This is a genomic window from Acinetobacter sp. A2 (genome assembly GCF_048537555.1).
Taxonomy (GTDB): Bacteria; Pseudomonadota; Gammaproteobacteria; order Pseudomonadales; family Moraxellaceae; genus Acinetobacter.
The window spans coordinates 1,976,730-1,996,695 of record NZ_CP183239.1 but is presented as its reverse complement, the minus strand read 5'-3'; the positions used below and the strand labels follow the sequence as shown (position 1 = coordinate 1,996,695).

The following is a 19,966-nucleotide window of genomic DNA, read 5'->3' as shown; positions in this document are numbered from 1 at the left end:
ATTTATTTAAAGTCGTGAATATTTTTCTAGGGGAGAGTCTGAGTAAATGATTTTACTCAGACTATTTTAGCTTATTGTGCGGTAAAGGTTGAGGTGAAGCTGCGTGCTTCACGGCGTGCATCTGGGTCAGATGGCATTGGATAAGGCGCAGCAGCACGAACTGCAGCTTCTACACTGGCTTTCATGTCTGGGTCACTGGAATTGACCACTACAGATTGCACTGCACCACTGTCACTTAGAGTCACACGCGCAGTTGCACGTTTGCCCGATGAACCCACAGGGGTATCCCACGCACGTTTGATTTTATTTTCAAAATCACGTTTAGCTGTTGAAGCGATACGGCGTACTTCAGCTTTTTTCTGTGCGGCTTCTTCTGCGGCTTGTTTAGCGGCAGACGCTTTGGCTTCTGCATCAGCACGAGCCTTCGCTTCGGCATCTGCCTTGGCTTTTGTATCGGCATCTGCTTTACGTTTTGCTTCTGCGTCCGCTTTGGCTTTAGCGTCTGCTGCAGCTTTACGTTTTGCTTCTGCGTCCGCTTTGGCTTTAGCGTCTGCTGCAGCTTTACGTTTTGCCTCTGCGTCTGCTTTGGCTTTAGCATCTGCCGCGGCTTTACGTTTTGCCTCTGTATCTGCTTTGGCTTTAGCATCCGCTGCAGCTTTACGTTTTGCCTCTGCATCCACCTTCGCTTTTGCATCAGCTTCCGCTTTACGCTTTTCTGCTGCATTGGCTTCAAGTTTGCGTCTTTCTGCGGCTTCAGCTTTTTTTAGCGCTTCGGCTTCTTTACGGCGTATAGCCTCAGCTTCAGCACGTGTTTTAGCATCAGCCTTAGCTTTTGCTTTAGCATCAGCTTCACGTTGCGCACGTTCTTCAGCACGTGCCTGTTGTGCCTTTAAGCGTTCAGCTTCGACTTTTTGTTGTGCTGCAATTTGTTTTGCTTCAGCAGCTTGACGTTCTGCACGTGCTTGAGCTTCTGCCGCTTGCGCTGCTTTTTGTGTATCGACTTGAGGTTCGGGTGGCGTTGGAGTCGCTGCAGGTGTCGGAATGACTGGGGCAGGTTCAAGAGCAGGTTCAGCAGTTTGAGTAATTTGCTCCGCTACATTTTCATGTGTCGTTTCGGCAGATTCAGTTTCTAATAATGGTTTTAAATCTTCGGGTTTAATCAGTACGGTTTTAATGGGTTTAGGTGGCTCAGGCGCTTTACTCATACCCAAATAAAGCAAGCCAACCACAGCGATAATATGGACACCAACGGTGAACCCAATCGCAATAGCTTTTTGTTGAAAAGGTGGCTTTTTAAAATCTTTCATAAATTACTTTAAAGGCTCGGTCAGCAATCCAACTTGGGTTAAACCTGTATTTTGAAGTGTGTTCATCAGTGATATCACTTCACCATAAGGGCGTGATTTGTGGCCTTCAATAACTACTCTAAACTCTTTATTTTCTGACTTAGCCTGTTCCTGAGCTTGAGTGAGTATTGTTGTAAGTTCTTCAAGTGAAATAGGTTGGTTAGAACTAACATCTTTATATTTCAGGGAGTATCGCCCATCTTTATCTAAAGTTACCAAAGCATAAGCATCTTTAGATTCAATTGGATTACCATTGGCTTGCGGTAAATCGACCTGAATACCACTGGTAATCATAGGTGCGGTAACCATAAAAATCACAAGCAACACCAACATGACATCAATATAAGGTACAACATTCATGTCACTTTTCAGTGGTTTTTTGATGCGCTCGAAGCGTCCTGAGCGTTGAATGGCCATTAGTCGTGATCCTTAGTGTTGCCTAAAGATTGACGTTGTAATAAGGCCACCATTTCTTCAGCAAATAGGGCACGATCTGAATAAATACCTTCGCCCTTAGCTGTGTAATGGTTAAAGGCAAGTACCGCAGGAATGGCAGCAAATAAACCAATAGCTGTGGCAATGAGGGCTTCTGCAATACCTGGCGCAACGGTTGCTAGTGTGACTTGGTCAACATCAGCAAGTCCAATAAAGGCATTCATAATGCCCCAGACTGTACCAAATAAACCCACATACGGTGCGACAGAACCAATGCTGGCCAGTGCGCCTAAGCCTTGTTCTAGCTGAGCTTGGTCACGGCTTAAACCTACACGTAAAATACGTTCTGTACCTTCAATACTTTGTGTGGCAGGGGCGTGGCGTTTTTTAAGTTTTAAAAACTCCCCCAATCCCTGATAGAAAATATCTTCTAAGCCAACACGTTTTGAATTGAGCTGGGCGTTGTTATACAGCGTATTCAGCTCTGCGCCAGACCAAAAGATTTTTTGGAAATGCTGATCATCTGCCTGTGCTTTTTTATAGCTCATGTGTAACTTGGCAATCAGATACCAGCTGTATAATGATGCTAAAAGTAGCGACAGCATTACCAGCTGAACAACAGGACTAGCTTGTAAAATAAGATCTGATACTTGAAGAGATGATTCGAGTTGTGTTGCCATAGTTACTACATGTGCCAATTCATTTTTTTAATCTTGTCCTAATTCTTTCAGAATAAGGCTGCGAATTTCATCTGGCAGGCGACGCGGTTTCATGTCTGAACCAAGACAGGCCAATTCAACCTCACCAGATGCAAGCATGATTTCACCACGATAAATATTTTGTTGCAATACAAATGATGACGCTTTACACGAAACTACACTTGCTGTAACAGTAATTAGGTCATCCATTAAGATTGGGCGTGAATATTTCACATTAATTTTATGTACGACAAAATTGTAGTCTTGTTGATGCCAGTAATGATCAACACCCGATGCACGAAGCCATTCGGTACGGGTACGTTCCATAAAGCGAATATGGTTAGCGTGGTAAACAATACCGCCTGCATCGGTATCTTCCATATAGATACGAATTTTAAATTCAAATTTATTCGCCATGATCGTGTTCCGCTTCTATGTTGCAAAGTTGTTGAGTCAGCAATGTCTATAGCTTAAGTCGTGTCTGTGAAAGTGACGTGAATAAGTCTAGGAGTCAAGCTGTGTACCGCGTGGCAGTTTATCATTCTCACCGCTTGGTCCAATGGCACAAGATTTCAAACATGCTTTTAAGTTAAAATTATCTGGCTGCGTATTTCATGCAGATGATCAATTGAAATGAGAAATGCATGAGTCGGTTAATTAAATTTTTGGTTGTTATCGCAATTTTGTATGCGTTGTGGATAGTGTTATTTCAGTCAGATGATGGAATTTCTGATTCTGCAAGTTATCAATCCACGCAGCAAATCCATCAGTTTAAAGATTATAACATTCGTACTTTAGAAACTTATGCAGGGGAGTTTCGTGTTTTAGCACGTGAAGATTACAACTTTGGACGTGAAGCTGAACTTAGCCCTGTCGATTTTGCCTTAGGATGGGGTGAAATGGCAAAGCCAGAAGTTTATAAGCAGCTGTCTATTCGTCAAAGCAACCGTTGGTATCATTGGCGTTATGAACAAACACCGCCTATTCCTGTTCAAGAGATTGCACGATTGAGTGCCAATACCCACTTAATTCCTGCAACCTCTGCTGTTGCTACACAATTAAAGCGTATAGATGAAGATGATCTGATTTATTTGAAAGGTAAATTGGTTGAGGTCACTGCCGCAGATGGTTGGCAATGGCGCAGCTCTTTAAGCCGTGAAGATACAGGCGCGGGGGCATGTGAACTGATGTTGGTTGAAGATGTGCGTGTCATCGAAAATTAGGGTCTAGCTACCGACCTAACTGATTTAAATGTTTAAGAGTTCAAAGGGAGATGAACTCCCTTGAAGTTATTTTTCTTTCGGCTCAGGCGGTGTCATGCCAAATTGCAAATAAGCCATATTGGTGGCAATACGTCCGCGTGCGGTTCGCATCACATAACCTTGCTGAATGAGGTATGGCTCAATGACATCTTCCAGTGTGCCTGAATCTTCGGCCATAGCGGCTGCCAGTGCCTCTACACCTGCAGGGCCACCATCAAAACGCTCTAACAGCATAGATAAATAACGACGGTCTAAGGTGTCTAAACCATCTTTATCTACATTGAGCATATCTAGCGCACGTTGTGCCATGTCTTGTGTGACCTCACCTGTGCCTTTGACTTGGGCATAGTCACGTACACGACGCAACAAGCGATTCGCGATACGCGGTGTACCACGTGAGCGACGAGCAACTTCTTTGGCGCCTGCATCGGTCATTGGTACATCCATTAGGCTAGCCGAGCGTTTGACAATATGGGTCAAATCTTCAGCCGAGTAAAATTCTAAACGCTGCACAATGCCAAAACGATCCCGCAATGGAGAGGTCAGCAAACCTGCTCGGGTGGTGGCTGCCACAAGGGTAAAAGGTGGCAAATCCAGTTTAATGGAACGTGCTGCCGGCCCTTCACCAATCATGATGTCAAGTTGGTAGTCTTCCATTGCAGGGTACAAAATTTCTTCAATCACAGGCGAAAGACGATGGATTTCATCAATAAATAATACGTCGCCTTCTTCAAGATTGGTCAGCATGGCTGCTAAGTCGCCTGCACGTTCCAGAACTGGCCCCGAAGTGGATTTAAGATTGCCGCCCATTTCACGGGCAATAATATTGGCCAGTGTGGTTTTACCTAAACCGGGTGGTCCGAAAATGAGGGTATGGTCAAGCGCTTCACCACGGCCACGTGCTGCACCAATGAAAATTTCCATTTGTTCGCGCACGACAGGTTGCCCAATGTAGTCATCGAGGGAAGTTGGGCGGATGGCACGATCAATTTGATCTTCGGGTTTTTCAGAACCACTGATGAGACGGTCTTGCATAGGTGATCTAAACTTTAAGTAAACTGATTTTAATTAGAAGTCTCGCAAAACATTTTTGACGGAGTCTTTCCAATAGAACTTTAATATGAGGAATAACCTGCGGTTCGCCTTACTTTTGTTTAGGCAAAAGTAAGCAAAACCATTGTCATTCGCAAAACTCGTCGAATTTTGATTCGTATCGATAATATCGCAGAAACATTTTTGTGCAAATGCCTCCTGCCTCAAACAGTTGCGAATGACTTCGTCGCGTATCAGATTAAGTGAATCAGGTAATATTAATGTGTGCTTAGCGATTCATCGACTTTAATGCCGCCCGAATAATGTCGCTGGCTTCGGTAAAGTCAGCCTTGACTGCATTAATCAGTTTTTGTGCTTCGGCAGGTTTGTAACCCAAAGACTGCAGTGCGGCTTCGGCTTCAGCAACGGCAGAGTTACCCGTAAACTGAATTTGGGTGGTTGTAGAATTGTGACTGGTTGCTTCACTAGACATGGCTTTAAAGCGGTCACGTAATTCAATCATCAAGCGTTCAGCAGTTTTTTTACCCACGCCCGGCACTTTGATCAAGGTATTAATATCTTCATGTTCTACAGTGTGAATTAGCAACTCCACACTTAAGGTCGATAAAATCCCTAAAGCCATTTTTGGGCCGACACCATTTACTTTTAATAAGGTGCGGAAAATGGTTTTTTCCTGTGCATCTAAAAAACCATACAATAATTGTGCATCTTCACGTACTGCTAAATGTGTCCACAAGGTGATTTTTTGCCCTTTTTGAAGTTGGCAAAATGTGGTGAGTGGGGTGTCAATTTCATAACCCACACCGTTGACATTCAGCAACACGGTTGGTGCTTCCAAAGCTAACACTTCGCCAATAAGACATCCGATCATATTTATGCTTCACACATTGGTTTTAAATGAATTAAGGTTTGCATACTAGAGTGCCTTGCCCTAAAAGGCAAAATCTGTATTTGCGTGATGATATTGTTTATATCCAACGTATTCATCCAAGTAGTCCGACCTTATTGCCCTGTAATTCCTGTGACAAATTATAGGCTTGGTGATCAGAAAACTTAGAAATAATATCTAAGACTTGCATAATATTTTCATAATGATTATGCGCAAAATCTGCCCCTGCACGCTGTAAAATAGACATTAAACGCTGCTCTTTAAAGCTGAGAGTTTTATGCGGTGTGGTCAATGGAATAAACGCATCCAAGATATTTTGTAAACTTTGATGTGCAATAATTTCAAGCCCTGCTTTTTGTGGATGCTCAAAAATTTTCTCACGGGCTAAATCTTTGGCGCGATTAATACCAACTTCAATATCTGCCGAGCAATACTGCAATAAGCTACCTTGTAGTTGACCCATTAAAATTTCTACATGATGTTTAGCAAAAGCCGTGGTGACTTCATCGACCAAACGCTTCATCACCCGACCACGTAAAGCTGCAATTTTCTGTTGCCATGTGGTACGTGGCATCGCCAATTCTTCAGGGATGCCATACTCCCCAATCAGGTTTAGAAAAATTGGCTCGACTTCTTCATAGCTGAGCATATTCAGAATAATGCCATCTTCCAGATCAATCAGGGCATAGCAAATATCATCAGCTGCTTCTAACAAATAGGTGAGTGGGTGACGGCAATAGTGATAATCCCCCAATTGAATCAGCCCTAGTTGTTCTGCAATTTGTTGGAGTATCTCTTTTTCTGACTGATAACAGCCAAACTTTGCACGTTGATTGGCAGGACGGTTGCCTTGTTCGGCAATGGTTTTGGAGAGCCAAGGGTATTTCAAATATGCACCTAGGGTGGCGTAGGTTAAACGCATGCCGCCATCATTGGGGTGATAATCAATTTTGGTAAGCAGACGTAAGCCTTGTGCATTGCCCTCAAACTGACGTACATCGGCTTCTTCTTCATCGCTGAGTTTTGCAAGAAAGTTGCCGTGTGAGGCATCGTCAAACCATTCGCGAATAGCGTATTCACCTGCATGTCCAAAAGGTGGATTGCCAATATCGTGCGCTAAACAAGCCGCCTGAATAATGGCACCTACATCGGCAGGATAAATCCACATGGGTAAGTGGTCTTTAATTTTTTCTGCGGCCAACATGCCCAAAGAACGTCCAATACAAGAGACTTCTAAAGAATGGGTTAGGCGAGTATGGATACCGTCATGCTGTGTCAGCGGGTGAACTTGGGTTTTACGGTTTAACTGTCTAAAACTTTGCGAAAAAATAATACGGTCATAATCTTTATGAAAAGGGCTGCGCGCCTGTTCTGTACTTTGTTTTTTACTACCAATCCGAACTGTAGAAAGCAGTTCTAACCAACGCATTTGAGTCATTTATCATTATTCACTATGTGCTTGTTTGCATCATGCCAAAAAAAATGCAAAAGCTCTAGGGGAGTGCGACATGAGTTGTCTTTTAAAATACAGCTTTAACGTGTTTCTAAAATGGCAGAATCATCTAAGATGCAAAACCATCGGAAATCTATGCTTTATCTCAATATTCAGAAGTTTTGCTGCTGAAACGCAGCAATAAAACTGTTTTGCCATCTAGCTGATTTGGGCATTTCACAGTAGAATATGCGCTCTCTTCAAGTCACATTGTGGCATGGTCCAAAAGATCAGCCCGTGGAGCCAAAATCAGCATGTTTATCGTTGCCGGTGCACCTGCACATTCTTCTTTTAAGAAAACTCAACTCTTAAACCGTTTAGCGTCAATGAGTTCTGTTCAATCTTTCGATAGCCAATGGGTTTATTTATTTGACCAAGCGCTCGACGAGCAACAACAGCAATCTGCTTTACAGCTTTTAAACGATGGTGCGTCTTTTGAATTACGCCAAGCTGCAAGTGATGAAGTTCAAATTTTAGTCACTCCACGTGTGGGTACAATTTCACCGTGGTCATCAAAAGCAACAGATATTTTTGCTAACTGTAATACACCTGTGCACCGCTTAGAGCGTGGTGTTTTGTTCACCCTGAAAGGTATTTCAGCGGTATCGAATGAAGTTAAACAAGTATTGCATGACCGCATGACTGAAAGTGTGTTCAATCATATAGATGATGCGGCAGCGTTATTTACTGAAACTGAGCCAAAACCGCTCAACAGCATTGATATTTTGGGCGAAGGTAAGTCTGCGCTGGTAAAAGCCAACAGCGAATTTGGTTTTGCATTGTCTGATGAAGAAATTGATTATTTAACTGATGCATTTATCAAGTTAGGTCGTAATCCGCATGACATCGAATTGATGATGTTTGCGCAAGCTAACTCTGAGCATTGCCGTCACAAAATCTTTGGTTCTGAATGGACAATTGATGGCGAAGTACAGCCATTGTCATTGTTCCAAATGATTAAGAACACCTATAAAGAATCACCTACAGATGTTTTGTCTGCCTATAAAGACAACGCTTCGGTCATTGTGGGTTTTGATACTCAGCGTTTTTATCCGAAAAAAGACGCAGCGACAGGTCACTACATTTATAAGTACAAGAGCCAAGCTGCCCACATTCTAATGAAAGTGGAAACTCACAACCACCCAACGGCAATTGCTCCATTTGCAGGTGCTGCAACAGGTTCGGGCGGTGAAATCCGTGATGAAGGTGCAACAGGCCGTGGTGGTAAACCAAAAGCTGGTTTGACAGGTTTTACTGTATCTAACTTGAACATTCCTGGTTTTGAACAGCCTTGGGAAGAAAATTACGGTAAACCTTCACGTATGGCATCGCCATTACAAATTATGATTGAAGGTCCGTTGGGTGGTGCAGCATTCAACAACGAATTTGGTCGTCCTGCGTTAAATGGTTACTTCCGTACTTTTGAGCAAAACGTGAATGGTGAAGTCAAAGGCTTCCATAAACCAATCATGATTGCAGGTGGTTACGGTAACATTCGTCCAGATCATGTTGAAAAAGATCCAATTCAGCCAGGTGACTTGCTCATCGTTTTAGGCGGTCCAGCCATGTTAATTGGTTTGGGCGGTGGTGCTGCATCTTCTGTAGATAGCGGTACAATGGGTGAAAACCTTGACTTCGCTTCAGTACAACGTGAAAACCCAGAAATGGAACGCCGTTGCCAAGAAGTGATTGATACTTGCTGGCGTTTGGAAGATGCCAACCCAATCGTATCGGTGCATGACGTTGGTGCAGGTGGTATTTCTAACGCAATGCCTGAATTGGTGAATGATCACGAATTGGGCGCAGTACTTGATTTGCGTAAGATTCCATCTTTAGAACCTGGCATGTCGCCTATGGAAATTTGGTCAAACGAAGCGCAAGAACGTTACGTATTGGCTATCCGTCCAAGTTCTTTAGAATTATTTGAGTCGATCTGTGCGCGTGAGCGTTGCCCGTTTGCAGTATTGGGTGAAGCGACTGAAGCGCGTCATTTAACGGTTGAAGACCCGCTATTTAAAAACAAAGCTGTAGATATGCCAATGCAGGTTATGTTAGGTGGTACACCTCGCATGAGCCGTTCGTATGAAAGCATTGAGCGTAAAGGGGATGACTTTGCTGCGGCACAAGTCACCGATCTGAAAGATGCGATTTACCGCGTCTTGAAAAATCCAACAGTTGCTTCTAAATCATTCCTAATCACCATTGGTGACCGTTCAATTACCGGTATGGTTGCACGTGATCAGATGGTTGGCCCATGGCAAGTCCCTGTTGCGGATGCAGCAGTGACGACCACTAGCTTGCAAGGCTTCACAGGTGAAGCAATGGCAATGGGTGAACGTCCGCCTGTAGCATTGTTAAACCCTGCAGCATCTGCACGTTTGGCAGTGGCAGAATCAATTTCTAACATCATGTCGGCCAAAATTGATCAGATTAGCGATATTAAATTATCTGCGAACTGGATGGCGGCAGCAGGGCAAAAAGGTGAAGACCAAGCCTTGTTTGAAGGTGTTAAAGCCATTGGTATGGAAATGTGTCCTGCACTGGGTATTGCAATTCCAGTAGGTAAAGACTCATTGTCTATGCGTACCACTTGGAATGACGAAGGCGAAGACAAATCTGTCACTTCACCAATGTCAGGTGTCATCACAGCCTTTGCACCTGTAACCGATGTACGCAAAACATTAACTCCTGAATTAAAAAATACCGATTCAGTATTAGTACGCATTGACTTGTCTAAAGGTCAGTTCCGTTTAGGCGGTTCGATTTTGGCACAGGTGTATAAAGCCATTGGTTCAATCACACCAGATGTAGACAATTTTGATGAGTTCAAAGCTTTCTTTGCTTTGGTGCAAGATTGGAATGCACGTGGTCTGATCCAAGCCTATCACGACATTGGTGATGGTGGTTTATTGGCGACTGTTGCAGAAATGATGTTTGCTTCACGCTTAGGTGTGGCACTTGAAGATCAATCTGTTGCAGCATTGTTTGCTGAAGAAATTGGTGCAGTATTGCAAATTTCTAAAGCCGATTGGGCAGCCTTGGCAGCAGAAGTCGCTGCATCTGCACTGAAAGATACAATTACAGTCGTGGGTACTGTCAATAATACCGATCAATTGTCTGTGAATGGTTTGGTACTTGAACGTGCAGACTTGCAAGTGGCGTGGACTGAAGTATCTCACCAAATCCAACGTTTACGTGATAACTCAGAAACAGCAGATCAAGAGTTTGCATTAATTACCGATAAAGCACACAAAGGTTTAATTGCACAACCAAGCTTTGATTTAAATGAACCTGTAGAAGCACCGTATATCAATACACGTCGTCCTAACATGGTGATTTTACGTGAGCAGGGTGTGAATGGTCATGTAGAAATGGCGGCAGCGTTTGACAAAGTTGGCTTTAACACTGTTGACGTACACATGAGTGACTTACTTGCAGGTCGTGTTGATTTAGATGACTTTGAAGGTTTAGTGGCGTGTGGTGGCTTCTCTTACGGTGACGTATTGGGTGCTGGCGGTGGTTGGGCTAAATCAGTGTTGTTTAACCCGAAACTGCGTGATCAGTTTGAGAAATTCTTTAACCGTCAAGAAACTTTCTCATTGGGTATCTGTAACGGATGTCAAATGTTGTCACAATTAGCGCCATTAATTCCGGGTGCAGAAGCGTGGCCACGTTTCCATCGCAATACCTCAGAAGTATTTGAAGCGCGTAGCGTTAACGTACGTGTGGAAAAATCGAACTCTGTCTTGTTACAAGATATGCAAGGTTCAATTTTACCAATCGCAGTGGCACATGGCGAAGGTCGTGTCGTTGCACCAGAAGCGAATTTGGCTGCCTTGAATGCAGGCAACCAAGTGATTTTACGTTATGTGGACAGTCATGGAAATGCAACGCAGCATTATCCAATGAACCCGAATGGCTCACCAGATGCTATTTCTGGGGTGACTTCAACCGATGGTCGTGCAACGATTATGATGCCGCACCCTGAACGTAATTTCCGTGCACTTCAACATTCTTGGAAGCCTGAAGAATGGACTGAAGATGGTGCATGGTTACGTATGTTCCGCAATGCACGTAAGTTTATTGGTTAAGCTTGAGCTAAATTGATAATTAGACTAAGCCACCTTCGGGTGGCTTATTTGTTTTATCTGATTTAAATGATTAAGTGTTTTGTATAGAACAACAAGGCTTATCGAATAAATTCTGTTTAGACTATTTTAAATAGATTTTAACGAACGATTTTATTTAAATGCTTATTAAGGAAAATATATGCTGAAACTCATCTACTATGTACCTGAATCACATCTTGAAGCAACCAAGAATGCTATTTTTACAGCGGGTGCGGGCGGTATTGGCAATTATGAGCATTGTGCATGGCAGGTTTTAGGCACAGGTCAATTTAAACCAGTACAGGGCGCACAACCATTTATTGGTGAGTTGGATACTTTAGAACAGGTAGCCGAGTGGAGAGTGGAAACCATTGTGCCTGAGCAATACGCCAAGGCAGTGGCAAAGGCACTCAAGGCAAGTCATCCTTATGAAGAACCTGCCTTTGAGTTTTTACAAATAATTGAAATAAAGGATTAAACCTTTTGAATAAATAACCCACGGTCAAAACGATATTGCGGGAAAAATACACCATCTTCGGCACGTTCACCTGCAGCAATAACCATAACTGGGTGCTGTTGATCATTCAGCTTTAATAATTTGCGTACCATTGGTTCATCAAAACCTTCCATCATACAGCTGTCAAAGCCATGTGCACGAAGTGCTAATACCATATTTTCACAAGCGAGTGCGGTGGTTTTACTGGCCCAAAGTTTTGCATCGGCAGGGGTGAAGGCAGTGACAGGTAATTGTTTATCTAAACTACGAGCAATTTTAAATGCAACTTTCTTAAAGTTACCTACTGTGTTTAGGTAACCAGTCATGTAGTTATAAGGAATAAATTTGTAATACTTTTTCACTGCAGCAGGAGCTTCAGGAAAAGGAAACTCGCTGATGTTCTTTTTGGCCATTTCATCCACCCGGTCAGTGCGTGCTATACACACAATGAGCTCTGCAGCGGTGCGTGCCGCAAGCTGTCCTAAACAAGCTTTGACCAGTTGCTTTTTCTTAGCAGGGTTTTGCACCACAACAAATGTCCACGGCTGCAAGTTAGATGAGTTTGGTGCGAGTAAGGCCATGTCTAAGCAATCATCTAAAACCTCGGCAGGTATGGCTTTGTCAGTAAATTTACGCACCGAACGACGGCTTTGAATGACTTTTTTAAAGTTTTCGACATCAATATCTTGTGGGGCAGCTTCAAAATAGCGTTCTTTTTTCTCTAGTTTGGTGTCTTGAGTAAGCTTAGTAGACATTTCAAATAATCCTCAATTTTAATGATATACAGCACTTAGCAAAATATGGGGGCGAATAAAGAAAAAACCACATTCGCTTAAGCCGAATGTGGTTAGTCGTTCTTTTTAATTCAGGTGATGTGCTGAATACATTTTTAGTGAAACAGCAGCTTAATTAAACTGGCTAAAGTCAGGCTTACGCTTTTGCATAAAGGCCTGCACAGCTTCCATCATTTCAGGTGAGCCGACACGTTGCATGAATATTTCTGCTTCATGGTCAATCCATGCCACAATTTCATCTACATTGTGTTTCATTAACGCTTTAGATTGTTTGAGTGAAGCCAATGGTAAAGCGGCCAATTGCGCTGCTTTTTGCTGTGCAGTTGCATAGACATCACTTTCAATGCTATTGACTAAATTTGCAGCCAAGGCAGTTTCACTATTAAATTTTTGTGCAGTCAGTAAAAGTTCAGCAGCTTTATGATAGCCTGCTTGCTCCACTAAAAGCTTGCTCGAAGCCCCTTCTGGCGATAAACCTAAACTCACAAATGGAATCTGGAATAGCGCAGTGTCATCGCTATAAACTAAATCTGCATGTAACAGAATTGTGACACCAATGCCAATTGCTACCCCACGAACTGCAGCAATTAGAGGTTTTGAAAACTTAGCTGCAGATTTTAGCAAGATGAATGGAGGGCCTTCCGCAGCAGGCAATTGCCCTTTAAGTGCAGCAGACTTCATAAAGTCTTGCATGTCATTGCCTGCACTAAAGTCGGCATCTGCACCACGTAAAATGACACAACGCACTTCATTGGCTTGATCTGCCTCATCTAAGGCTTGTGCAATCCATAAATATAATTCACCATACAGCGCGTTTTTTGCTTCTGGGCGATTGATGGCTAAAGTCAGTACGCCATGCTCTAAATTCGCATTCAAATGTGGATGGGGTTGTTGAATACAGCTCAGTGTCATCGTACTATCCTTGCTTTAATTGGGTTGAATTTATGGCTCATTATGTCGCAAATTCGCAGCGCTGGCACAACTCATGAGTTCATAAAAAGTTAGATTTATTATGCAATATACCTTTGATTATTTGGTTTTCATTGGCCGTTTTCAGCCATTTCATTTAGCACACTTGCAAACTATTCAAATTGCTTTGCAGCGCAGTCATTATGTGATTTTGGCCTTGGGTTCGGCTCAAGCTGAGCGTAATTTGAAAAATCCGTTTTTAGCCAAAGAACGTGAACAAATGATTTTGTCTAACTTTACGCCAGATATGCAAGAGCGGATCAAATTTGTGCACGTAGTAGATGTGTATAATGATGAAAAATGGCAAAAACTGGTGAAATCTTTAGTGAATGAACTGATTCAGCCACAAGACCGAGTTGGATTGATTGGGCATTTTAAAGATGATTCATCTTATTATTTAAAGTTTTTTCCTGAATGGGAAATGGTCGAGCTAGACAGTTTGCAAGGTGCGATGTCTGCTACACCTGCGCGTGAAGCGTATTATCGTGGGGAAATCCAGCCTAATTTTTTCCCGAAAGGCACAATTGATTTCTTAAAGGCATTTCAAAGCACAGCTATTTATCAACAGTTACAAGAAAAATATCAACAACAGGACAGCAGCAATTTGCTTGAAGAATAAATTTTTAGAGAGAAATGGATGATTGAAAATGCATCAATCATCCATAATTTTTTAAAGCAGAAAAATTAAGCCTGTAAAGCAGTTAAGTCAGCCAAGACTTGTTCTGCATGCCCTGCAGCTTTGACTTTACGATATTCTTTTACCAGTTGACCTTGATGGAAAATAAAAGTCGAGCGTTCAATGCCCATTACTTTTTTTCCATACATATTTTTTTCTTTGATTACATCAAACAATTGGCACAGCACTTCTTCTTTGTCACTAATTAAATTAATACCTAAAGATTGCTTTTCGGTAAAGTTTTGATGGGCTTTGACCGAGTCGCGCGAAATACCAATGATGGTGGTATTGAGTGCCTCAAATTGTGGCTTTAGCGCTGTAAAATCGACAGCTTGTGTGGTGCAGCCAGGGGTAGAATCTTTCGGGTAAAAATACACCACTAACCAATCTGTACCAAGTTCGGTTAAATTTACTTCACCTGTAGTGGCAGGAAAAGCTTGATTTGGTAATTGAATTGTCGTGCTCATATTTTTCTCCAAAATCATGCACATAAAAAACTAGCCACATAAAGTGGCTAGTTGAAATTGTTAAGAAAACTTATTTTTTCTCAGCAGCTTTCATTGCTTCTTCAGTTAAGGTTTTTAATTTACCTGTTAACTGTGGGCCAAAACAAGCTTGTAAATCTTTATTTTGCTTTTGTACAAAAGCTAAAGTACCAGGGCTCTTTTTCTGGTTAATGGCACTTTGAATTTCCCATTTCTGAGCGTTGGTCAATTTACCATCTGCTTCTACTGCACAAGTACAATACTTGTTCACTTCAGCAGTAGTTAGTTTTTTGCCTTTAGCAGTTTCTTCTTTACAAACATTAATTAAAGCTGCTTTTACATTGGTGCTTTTGTATGCCTGTTGCAACTTATCATTATTTGCGTGTGTTGTTGTTGCGAATAATGCAGCTACAGACACAATCGCAGAAACCATAATGTTTGATTTTAAATTTTTCATACACTTTACCTTATTATGACGGTATATAACGTGTTGGGTCTGCAACACCTGCATCGGCAAAACCTTGTTTGCGTAAGCGACAGCTGTCACATTTACCACAAGCACGTCCTTGGTCATCTGCTTGGTAGCAAGAAACCGTTTGACTATAGTCTACGCCATGTTCAATACCTAAGCGAATAATATTTGCTTTGGATAAATGTAACAATGGTGTTTCAAATTTTAGCGGTTTGCCTTCTACACCCACTTTGGTGGCCAGACGTGCCATATTGGCAAAAGCATCAATAAATTCAGGGCGGCAGTCAGGATAACCTGAATAATCTACCGCATTGATACCGATCACAATCGCTTCTGCATCAAATACTTCTGCTGCAGCTAAGGCATAAGACAGGAAGATGGTATTACGAGCAGGCACATAGGTAACAGGAATACCTTCTTGCTCATGGTCAGGTACTTCAATGCTGTGATCGGTTAACGCAGAACCACCTAAATTACCCAAATCAATATTAATCACACGGTGCTCAACGCCTGCTTTTTGGGTCAAGGTGCGTGCAGCATCCAATTCTGTGGTAGAACGCTGACCATACATAAAACTAAGCGCAATACATTCATAACGCGCTTGTGCCCATGCCAAACACGTGGTTGAGTCTAATCCACCAGATAACAATACAATGGCACGAGGGCGCATAGTTGAATCTCCAAAACTTTAAAAATTAAGATTTAAGGCCTGAGCAAAATACTGAGCAATTTCGGCAGTCAGCATTAGCGACCTGTTTCATCGTTCCAAAGCAATTTATGCAATTGTAACTGGAAACGAACCGGGAGATGGTCGGCTAAAATCCACTGCGCTAAATCACGTGCAAGCTGAGGCAGGCTTACTGCACCTTTTTCTACTGCAAATGCGGGGGAGAACCACACCGTGTCTACTTTTTTATGCAGTTGATATTGTTCAAGCTGCTGTTTTGCCCAAAGATAATCATCATGGTTGCAAATCACAAACTTGATTTGATCATGTTGGGTTAAAAAATCCAAATTTGATAATAAATTACGCGACATTTCACCCGATGCAGGGGTTTTTAAATCTAGCACTTTAGATACACGATGATCCACTTTAGAGACATCTAACGCGCCGCTGGTTTCTAAAGACACTTCACAGCCTAAATCTGCCAGACGCTGCATAAGTGGCAGTGCATTGGGTTGAGCCAGTGGCTCACCACCCGTGACACAAACATACGGGGTTTTAAAATCGAGCGTGGTTTGAATAATGTCGTCTAAAGACTTGCGTTCACCACCTTCAAAAGAATATGTGGTATCGCAATAATGGCAGCGCAAAGGGCAACCCGTAAGACGAATAAAGACCGTCGGTAAACCAGACGTATTGGCTTCACCCTGTAATGAATAAAAAATCTCCGTAATGCGTAACCCCGCAGACGGATCAGAAACAGGAATAGCGGAAGATCGCAGCGTACTCATAATATTCATCACAGTATATAAAAAACAAAAATCCCTACGATCATTGCTGATCGTAGAGATGCTGAAGACTGAAAGGAAATTAGTCTTCGCGTAATAAATCGTTCAAGCTGGTTTTTGCACGTGTTTTAGCATCCACCTTTTTCACGATGATAGCCGCATATAGGCTGTATGTGCCACACTTAGATGGCAAGTTGCCTGATACGACAACAGAGCCAGCAGGTACACGGCCGTAGTGGATTTCGCCCGTTTCTCGGTCATAAATTTTGGTAGATTGACCAATATACACGCCCATAGAAATGACTGAGCCTTCTTCTACGATCACGCCTTCTACAATTTCAGAACGTGCACCAATGAAGCAGTTGTCTTCAATAATAGTGGGATTAGCTTGCAAAGGTTCAAGTACACCACCAATGCCGACACCACCTGATAAGTGAACATTTTTACCAATTTGTGCACAAGAGCCCACTGTTGCCCATGTATCTACCATAGTGCCTTCATCTACATAGGCACCAATGTTTACATAAGAAGGCATTAATACGACATTCTTGGCTTGGAATGAACCTTTACGTGCTACGGCTGGCGGTACAACACGTACTCCTGCTGCTTTAAATTGCTCGTCAGTCCAATCTGTAAATTTAGTATCGACTTTGTCGTAAAAACGAAGGTCACAAGATTCTATTGGCTTGTTGTCATTCAATTTAAACGACAGCAAAACTGCTTTTTTCAACCATTGGTGAACAATCCATTCACCATTAATTTTTTCAGCTACACGTAATGTGCCATTGTCTAAACCCACAATTACTTGTTCAACTGCTTGGCGAATTTCAGCAGGGCAATCTGCCGCTGTAAAATTAGCACGGTCTTCAAATGCTTGTTCAATAATTGTTGAAAGCTGCGACATCGATGTAATTACCTGAAAAATTTTCCCAAGATTTTACACTATATTGTGTCAAGAATAGATTGAAAATTAAGCTTTAAATAAAGAAATTATAATGAAAGGTCGAAAGCTAAACAGATTATATACAGCTTAATTGTTACTGTTTTGAAATTAAATTGTTTAACAATCAACAAGAAAAAAGAATTTGTATCAAAAAATAACATAAACCTAGCAAATCTTGCATAAAAGATGAGCGCAACATGCCCTATAGTTTTTTCATGACAAAACGAATGAAAAATTCAAAAGTTTTAATTTGAGGAGAACACAATGAAATCTTTACACACAATTTTAGCCGCATCGGTATTGGCAGCAGCTGCAGGTTCTGCAATGGCAGATACAGCTGTTGTGCAGGATGGTTATGCATTTGACCGTAACCAACTCATTCCAACAGGTGTTCGTGCTGAAGTCGGTACAACAGGTTATGGCGGTGCCTTACTTTGGACTGCAAACCCGTATGTGGGCTTAGCTCTTGGTTATAACGGTGGTGATATTTCTTGGTCGGATGATTTATCAGTCAATGGCTCAAAGTATGATATGGATATGGAGAATAACCTGACCTATTTAAATGCTGAGATCCGTCCGTGGGGTGCAAGTGCTAACCGTTGGGCTCAAGGCGTTTATGTAGCTGCTGGTGTTGGTTATGTAGATAATGAATATGACCTAGACCGCCGTGTTAAGCCTGGTGAAGGTTTCTCTGTAAACCATACTGCTTTTACAGCGGGTACAGATGGTGCTCATATCAATGGTAAAATGAGTTATAAAAATGACATCGCACCTTACTTAGGTTTAGGTTTTGCACCAAAGATTAACAATAACTGGGGTGTGTTTGGTGAAGTCGGCGCTTATTATACGGGTAATCCAGACGCCAATTTGACGCTTGTGAGTGGCGGTGCAGCTGATAATGCTGTTCGAGGAAGCTTGGTAGACAATATTGCCATTGAAGAGGAAAAAATTCGTACAGATGATAAACATGAATGGATGCCAGTGGCGAAACTGGGTGTGAGCTACCATTGGTAATTCAAGTCAGTGTTTGAATGAACAAAAAACGAGCTTCGGCTCGTTTTTTTGATGGACTAAAAACGGTGTGCAAGTTTGAGATGATAAATCCAAGCATCCCGTTCTTCGAGTTGTGAAAAGTGTGAGCTTTGTGAAAGCAAAGAAGACCCTTGTGCATTCTTTGGTTGATTAAAGTACAGATAATGAATACCGCTAATCACAAAAGTTTTAGGGGTGAAATTATAAATAAGGCCAGTACCTAAACCTAAATAACCATCTACAGGGTTGAAGCTGGAAGCAGGATTTCCTACACCTGAGTCCCACAATCCTTCAACAGCAGTGATCCATTTTGGTGACCATTGATGCGCTACACCCAAACGTGCCGACCACTGATTTTTTTGGTAATCAATCAGATTTAAATTCATATTAGGTACTTGCTGTAGCATTGCAGCATATTGTGAGGGCTGAATTTCAAAATCTTGCCAATTCACCCATCTTAAGGATGCATAGAGAAAATTTTGTGCAGGTAAACCTGTATGAAAATCGAAATTAATTGATTCTGGTGTTTGAATAGTAGTCGCATGCTGTGGTGCAATCTCTAGAGGAAACCCCAAAAAACTTTCGCTAGCATTGGTATGGTGCTTAATTTTAGAGCGGTAGGTAATAGCTGTAGTGAAAGCATATTCAGGAAGTTGATAGCTGATACCAGCCAGCCAGCCCCATGCGTGATCTTTAGGGAAGTGCACATCATAATCAAAATAAATATTGTCGACGTGTGTACCAATTCTGAGATTCCCTGAAAAGGATTGGTAGCTCACACCCGTAAACAGATTCCAGTTTGCATTTGGTTGGAAGCCAACCAGTGCAGTCATGTTGTTTGAATCGAATTCAACGTCTGCAATTTCTGAAGAGGGGTGAGTCGTTTTGAACTGATAACCCACATCCGTAAAAAAAGGTTGGTCAAATAATAATGCGACCGAAATTTGTGGATGCGGTTGTAGTTTTAAGGCGGCTTGAAAGTAGTGTTGCTTATTCACCATATCACCTGTAGAAAACTCTGGACTCCCTACAGATGAAACAGGTTGCACTTTTCCTGAAACATTCGGGTTGACTTGCAGCATAGACACTTCTGCATAATTGCCTTTTTCAAAGAAAGCTTGAATAGATTGATTACTGCGTTCTAAGCCTGCAGCATAAACATGACCGATGGGCAGCACGTAGAATAACGCAGTATAAATGTGATATTTCATGTTACGCCCTTGGTCGAAATTATAGAATCGTATTTAAAATTGAATCGTATTTTTTATTTTAGATTCTATATTATTCATGGTTTTTATAAAATATAAATCATTATTTCAATTATTTGCTGCACAAAAAGATAAACCAATTTCATAGCAAAGTG

Annotated in this window: 20 protein-coding genes; 5 read left to right on the top strand and 15 right to left on the bottom strand. The window is 42.0% G+C overall.

Annotated features, from left to right (window positions below; translation table 11 throughout):
- Positions 1 to 71: 71 nt before the first annotated feature.
- Genes tolA through ybgC form a run of 4 tightly spaced genes read right to left on the bottom strand, consistent with a single transcriptional unit; the run spans position 72 to position 2,896 of the window.
- Complete coding sequence (gene tolA, locus ACNS8M_RS09475; protein WP_168541724.1) at positions 72 to 1,307, bottom strand: cell envelope integrity protein TolA; 1,236 nt, start codon at positions 1,305 to 1,307, stop codon at positions 72 to 74.
- Between the two features lie 3 nt (positions 1,308 to 1,310).
- The gene (gene tolR, locus ACNS8M_RS09470) at positions 1,311 to 1,763 is read right to left on the bottom strand and encodes a protein TolR (RefSeq protein ID WP_168541722.1); all 453 of its coding nucleotides are present in this window, start codon (positions 1,761 to 1,763) and stop codon (positions 1,311 to 1,313) included.
- Positions 1,763 to 2,461, bottom strand: a complete 699-nt coding sequence (gene tolQ, locus ACNS8M_RS09465; RefSeq protein ID WP_168541720.1) for a protein TolQ — start codon at positions 2,459 to 2,461, stop codon at positions 1,763 to 1,765. The genes tolR and tolQ overlap by 1 nt, the downstream gene beginning before the upstream one ends.
- Before the next feature lie 27 nt (positions 2,462 to 2,488).
- Complete coding sequence (gene ybgC / locus ACNS8M_RS09460; protein WP_004971791.1) at positions 2,489 to 2,896, bottom strand: tol-pal system-associated acyl-CoA thioesterase; 408 nt, start codon at positions 2,894 to 2,896, stop codon at positions 2,489 to 2,491.
- Positions 2,897 to 3,123: 227 nt separating this feature from the next.
- On the opposite strand from ybgC, the gene ACNS8M_RS09455 reads away from it, so the two are divergent.
- Positions 3,124 to 3,702 carry a hypothetical protein gene (locus ACNS8M_RS09455; protein ID WP_278517823.1) on the top strand — a complete coding sequence of 193 codons (579 nt, stop codon included), beginning with the start codon at positions 3,124 to 3,126 and terminating at the stop codon, positions 3,700 to 3,702.
- A 66-nt stretch (positions 3,703 to 3,768) separates the two neighbouring features.
- Here ACNS8M_RS09455 and ruvB read toward each other — a convergent pair whose 3' ends face one another.
- The 3 genes from ruvB to ACNS8M_RS09440 form a co-directional block, all read right to left on the bottom strand.
- A complete protein-coding gene (gene ruvB / locus ACNS8M_RS09450; protein WP_419224784.1) occupies positions 3,769 to 4,776 on the bottom strand; it encodes a Holliday junction branch migration DNA helicase RuvB in 1,008 nt (335 codons plus the stop codon).
- A 286-nt stretch (positions 4,777 to 5,062) separates the two neighbouring features.
- Positions 5,063 to 5,665 carry a Holliday junction branch migration protein RuvA gene (ruvA, locus tag ACNS8M_RS09445; protein ID WP_168460136.1) on the bottom strand — a complete coding sequence of 201 codons (603 nt, stop codon included), beginning with the start codon at positions 5,663 to 5,665 and terminating at the stop codon, positions 5,063 to 5,065.
- Between the two features lie 112 nt (positions 5,666 to 5,777).
- Positions 5,778 to 7,121, bottom strand: coding sequence for a deoxyguanosinetriphosphate triphosphohydrolase (locus ACNS8M_RS09440; protein WP_419224783.1), 1,344 nt, complete (start codon positions 7,119 to 7,121; stop codon positions 5,778 to 5,780).
- Positions 7,122 to 7,429: 308 nt separating this feature from the next.
- Here ACNS8M_RS09440 and purL point away from each other — a divergent pair, with 308 nt between their 5' ends.
- Together purL and ACNS8M_RS09430 are read left to right on the top strand one after the other, a co-directional pair.
- Positions 7,430 to 11,266, top strand: coding sequence for a phosphoribosylformylglycinamidine synthase (purL, locus tag ACNS8M_RS09435; RefSeq protein WP_419224782.1), 3,837 nt, complete (start codon positions 7,430 to 7,432; stop codon positions 11,264 to 11,266).
- Between the two features lie 178 nt (positions 11,267 to 11,444).
- Entirely contained in the window at positions 11,445 to 11,762 is a 318-nt protein-coding gene (locus ACNS8M_RS09430; RefSeq protein ID WP_168417786.1) for an NGG1p interacting factor NIF3, read from the top strand.
- Here ACNS8M_RS09430 and ACNS8M_RS09425 read toward each other — a convergent pair.
- Both ACNS8M_RS09425 and ACNS8M_RS09420 read right to left on the bottom strand, forming a co-directional pair.
- Complete coding sequence (locus ACNS8M_RS09425) at positions 11,759 to 12,535, bottom strand: nitroreductase family protein (protein ID WP_168460132.1); 777 nt, start codon at positions 12,533 to 12,535, stop codon at positions 11,759 to 11,761. The genes ACNS8M_RS09430 and ACNS8M_RS09425 overlap by 4 nt on opposite strands.
- Positions 12,536 to 12,685: 150 nt before the next feature.
- On the bottom strand, positions 12,686 to 13,486 hold the full coding sequence (locus ACNS8M_RS09420) for an enoyl-CoA hydratase-related protein (RefSeq protein ID WP_168460130.1): 801 nt from the start codon (positions 13,484 to 13,486) through the stop codon (positions 12,686 to 12,688).
- Between the two features lie 100 nt (positions 13,487 to 13,586).
- On the opposite strand from ACNS8M_RS09420, the gene ACNS8M_RS09415 reads away from it, so the two are divergent.
- The gene (locus ACNS8M_RS09415) at positions 13,587 to 14,162 is read left to right on the top strand and encodes a nicotinate-nicotinamide nucleotide adenylyltransferase (protein ID WP_419224781.1); all 576 of its coding nucleotides are present in this window, start codon (positions 13,587 to 13,589) and stop codon (positions 14,160 to 14,162) included.
- Positions 14,163 to 14,227: 65 nt separating this feature from the next.
- On the opposite strand, the gene ACNS8M_RS09410 is transcribed toward ACNS8M_RS09415, so the two are convergent.
- The 5 genes from ACNS8M_RS09410 to dapD form a co-directional block, all read right to left on the bottom strand.
- The gene (locus ACNS8M_RS09410; RefSeq protein ID WP_168460128.1) at positions 14,228 to 14,686 is read right to left on the bottom strand and encodes a peroxiredoxin; all 459 of its coding nucleotides are present in this window, start codon (positions 14,684 to 14,686) and stop codon (positions 14,228 to 14,230) included.
- Positions 14,687 to 14,756: 70 nt separating this feature from the next.
- Positions 14,757 to 15,161 (bottom strand): hypothetical protein, encoded by a 405-nt coding sequence (locus tag ACNS8M_RS09405; protein WP_168525778.1) that lies wholly within the window; start codon positions 15,159 to 15,161, stop codon positions 14,757 to 14,759.
- Between the two features lie 13 nt (positions 15,162 to 15,174).
- Positions 15,175 to 15,846, bottom strand: coding sequence for a 7-cyano-7-deazaguanine synthase QueC (gene queC, locus ACNS8M_RS09400; RefSeq protein WP_168460124.1), 672 nt, complete (start codon positions 15,844 to 15,846; stop codon positions 15,175 to 15,177).
- A 74-nt stretch (positions 15,847 to 15,920) separates the two neighbouring features.
- Positions 15,921 to 16,631: a 7-carboxy-7-deazaguanine synthase QueE gene (gene queE / locus ACNS8M_RS09395; RefSeq protein ID WP_168525780.1), complete on the bottom strand. Its 711-nt coding sequence runs from the start codon at positions 16,629 to 16,631 to the stop codon at positions 15,921 to 15,923.
- A 79-nt stretch (positions 16,632 to 16,710) separates the two neighbouring features.
- Positions 16,711 to 17,532, bottom strand: a complete 822-nt coding sequence (gene dapD / locus ACNS8M_RS09390; RefSeq protein WP_168460120.1) for a 2,3,4,5-tetrahydropyridine-2,6-dicarboxylate N-succinyltransferase — start codon at positions 17,530 to 17,532, stop codon at positions 16,711 to 16,713.
- 303 nt (positions 17,533 to 17,835) lie between these two features.
- Here dapD and carO point away from each other — a divergent pair, with 303 nt between their 5' ends.
- Positions 17,836 to 18,585, top strand: a complete 750-nt coding sequence (carO, locus tag ACNS8M_RS09385; protein WP_419224780.1) for an ornithine uptake porin CarO — start codon at positions 17,836 to 17,838, stop codon at positions 18,583 to 18,585.
- Positions 18,586 to 18,641: 56 nt separating this feature from the next.
- On the opposite strand, the gene ACNS8M_RS09380 is transcribed toward carO, so the two are convergent.
- A complete protein-coding gene (locus ACNS8M_RS09380) occupies positions 18,642 to 19,814 on the bottom strand; it encodes an outer membrane protein transport protein (protein ID WP_419224779.1) in 1,173 nt (390 codons plus the stop codon).
- Positions 19,815 to 19,966: the final 152 nt, after the last annotated feature.

Excerpts from the sequence above, each read along its gene's own strand:
- tolR (WP_168541722.1), bottom strand. The coding sequence starts at position 1,763 with ATGGCCATTCAACGCTCAGGACGCTTCGAGCGCATCAAAAAACCACTG.
- carO (WP_419224780.1), top strand. The coding sequence starts at position 17,836 with ATGAAATCTTTACACACAATTTTAGCCGCATCGGTATTGGCAGCAGCT.
- dapD (WP_168460120.1), bottom strand. The coding sequence starts at position 17,532 with ATGTCGCAGCTTTCAACAATTATTGAACAAGCATTTGAAGACCGTGCT.
- ACNS8M_RS09380 (WP_419224779.1), bottom strand. The coding sequence starts at position 19,814 with ATGAAATATCACATTTATACTGCGTTATTCTACGTGCTGCCCATCGGT.
- ACNS8M_RS09440 (WP_419224783.1), bottom strand. The coding sequence starts at position 7,121 with ATGACTCAAATGCGTTGGTTAGAACTGCTTTCTACAGTTCGGATTGGT.
- ACNS8M_RS09415 (WP_419224781.1), top strand. The coding sequence starts at position 13,587 with ATGCAATATACCTTTGATTATTTGGTTTTCATTGGCCGTTTTCAGCCA.
- purL (WP_419224782.1), top strand. The coding sequence starts at position 7,430 with ATGTTTATCGTTGCCGGTGCACCTGCACATTCTTCTTTTAAGAAAACT.
- ACNS8M_RS09410 (WP_168460128.1), bottom strand. The coding sequence starts at position 14,686 with ATGAGCACGACAATTCAATTACCAAATCAAGCTTTTCCTGCCACTACA.
- ruvA (WP_168460136.1), bottom strand. The coding sequence starts at position 5,665 with ATGATCGGATGTCTTATTGGCGAAGTGTTAGCTTTGGAAGCACCAACC.
- queE (WP_168525780.1), bottom strand. The coding sequence starts at position 16,631 with ATGAGTACGCTGCGATCTTCCGCTATTCCTGTTTCTGATCCGTCTGCG.
- ACNS8M_RS09405 (WP_168525778.1), bottom strand. The coding sequence starts at position 15,161 with ATGAAAAATTTAAAATCAAACATTATGGTTTCTGCGATTGTGTCTGTA.
- ruvB (WP_419224784.1), bottom strand. The coding sequence starts at position 4,776 with ATGCAAGACCGTCTCATCAGTGGTTCTGAAAAACCCGAAGATCAAATT.
- queC (WP_168460124.1), bottom strand. The coding sequence starts at position 15,846 with ATGCGCCCTCGTGCCATTGTATTGTTATCTGGTGGATTAGACTCAACC.
- ACNS8M_RS09425 (WP_168460132.1), bottom strand. The coding sequence starts at position 12,535 with ATGTCTACTAAGCTTACTCAAGACACCAAACTAGAGAAAAAAGAACGC.
- tolA (WP_168541724.1), bottom strand. The coding sequence starts at position 1,307 with ATGAAAGATTTTAAAAAGCCACCTTTTCAACAAAAAGCTATTGCGATT.
- ybgC (WP_004971791.1), bottom strand. The coding sequence starts at position 2,896 with ATGGCGAATAAATTTGAATTTAAAATTCGTATCTATATGGAAGATACC.
- ACNS8M_RS09430 (WP_168417786.1), top strand. The coding sequence starts at position 11,445 with ATGCTGAAACTCATCTACTATGTACCTGAATCACATCTTGAAGCAACC.
- ACNS8M_RS09455 (WP_278517823.1), top strand. The coding sequence starts at position 3,124 with ATGAGTCGGTTAATTAAATTTTTGGTTGTTATCGCAATTTTGTATGCG.
- ACNS8M_RS09420 (WP_168460130.1), bottom strand. The coding sequence starts at position 13,486 with ATGACACTGAGCTGTATTCAACAACCCCATCCACATTTGAATGCGAAT.
- tolQ (WP_168541720.1), bottom strand. The coding sequence starts at position 2,461 with ATGGCAACACAACTCGAATCATCTCTTCAAGTATCAGATCTTATTTTA.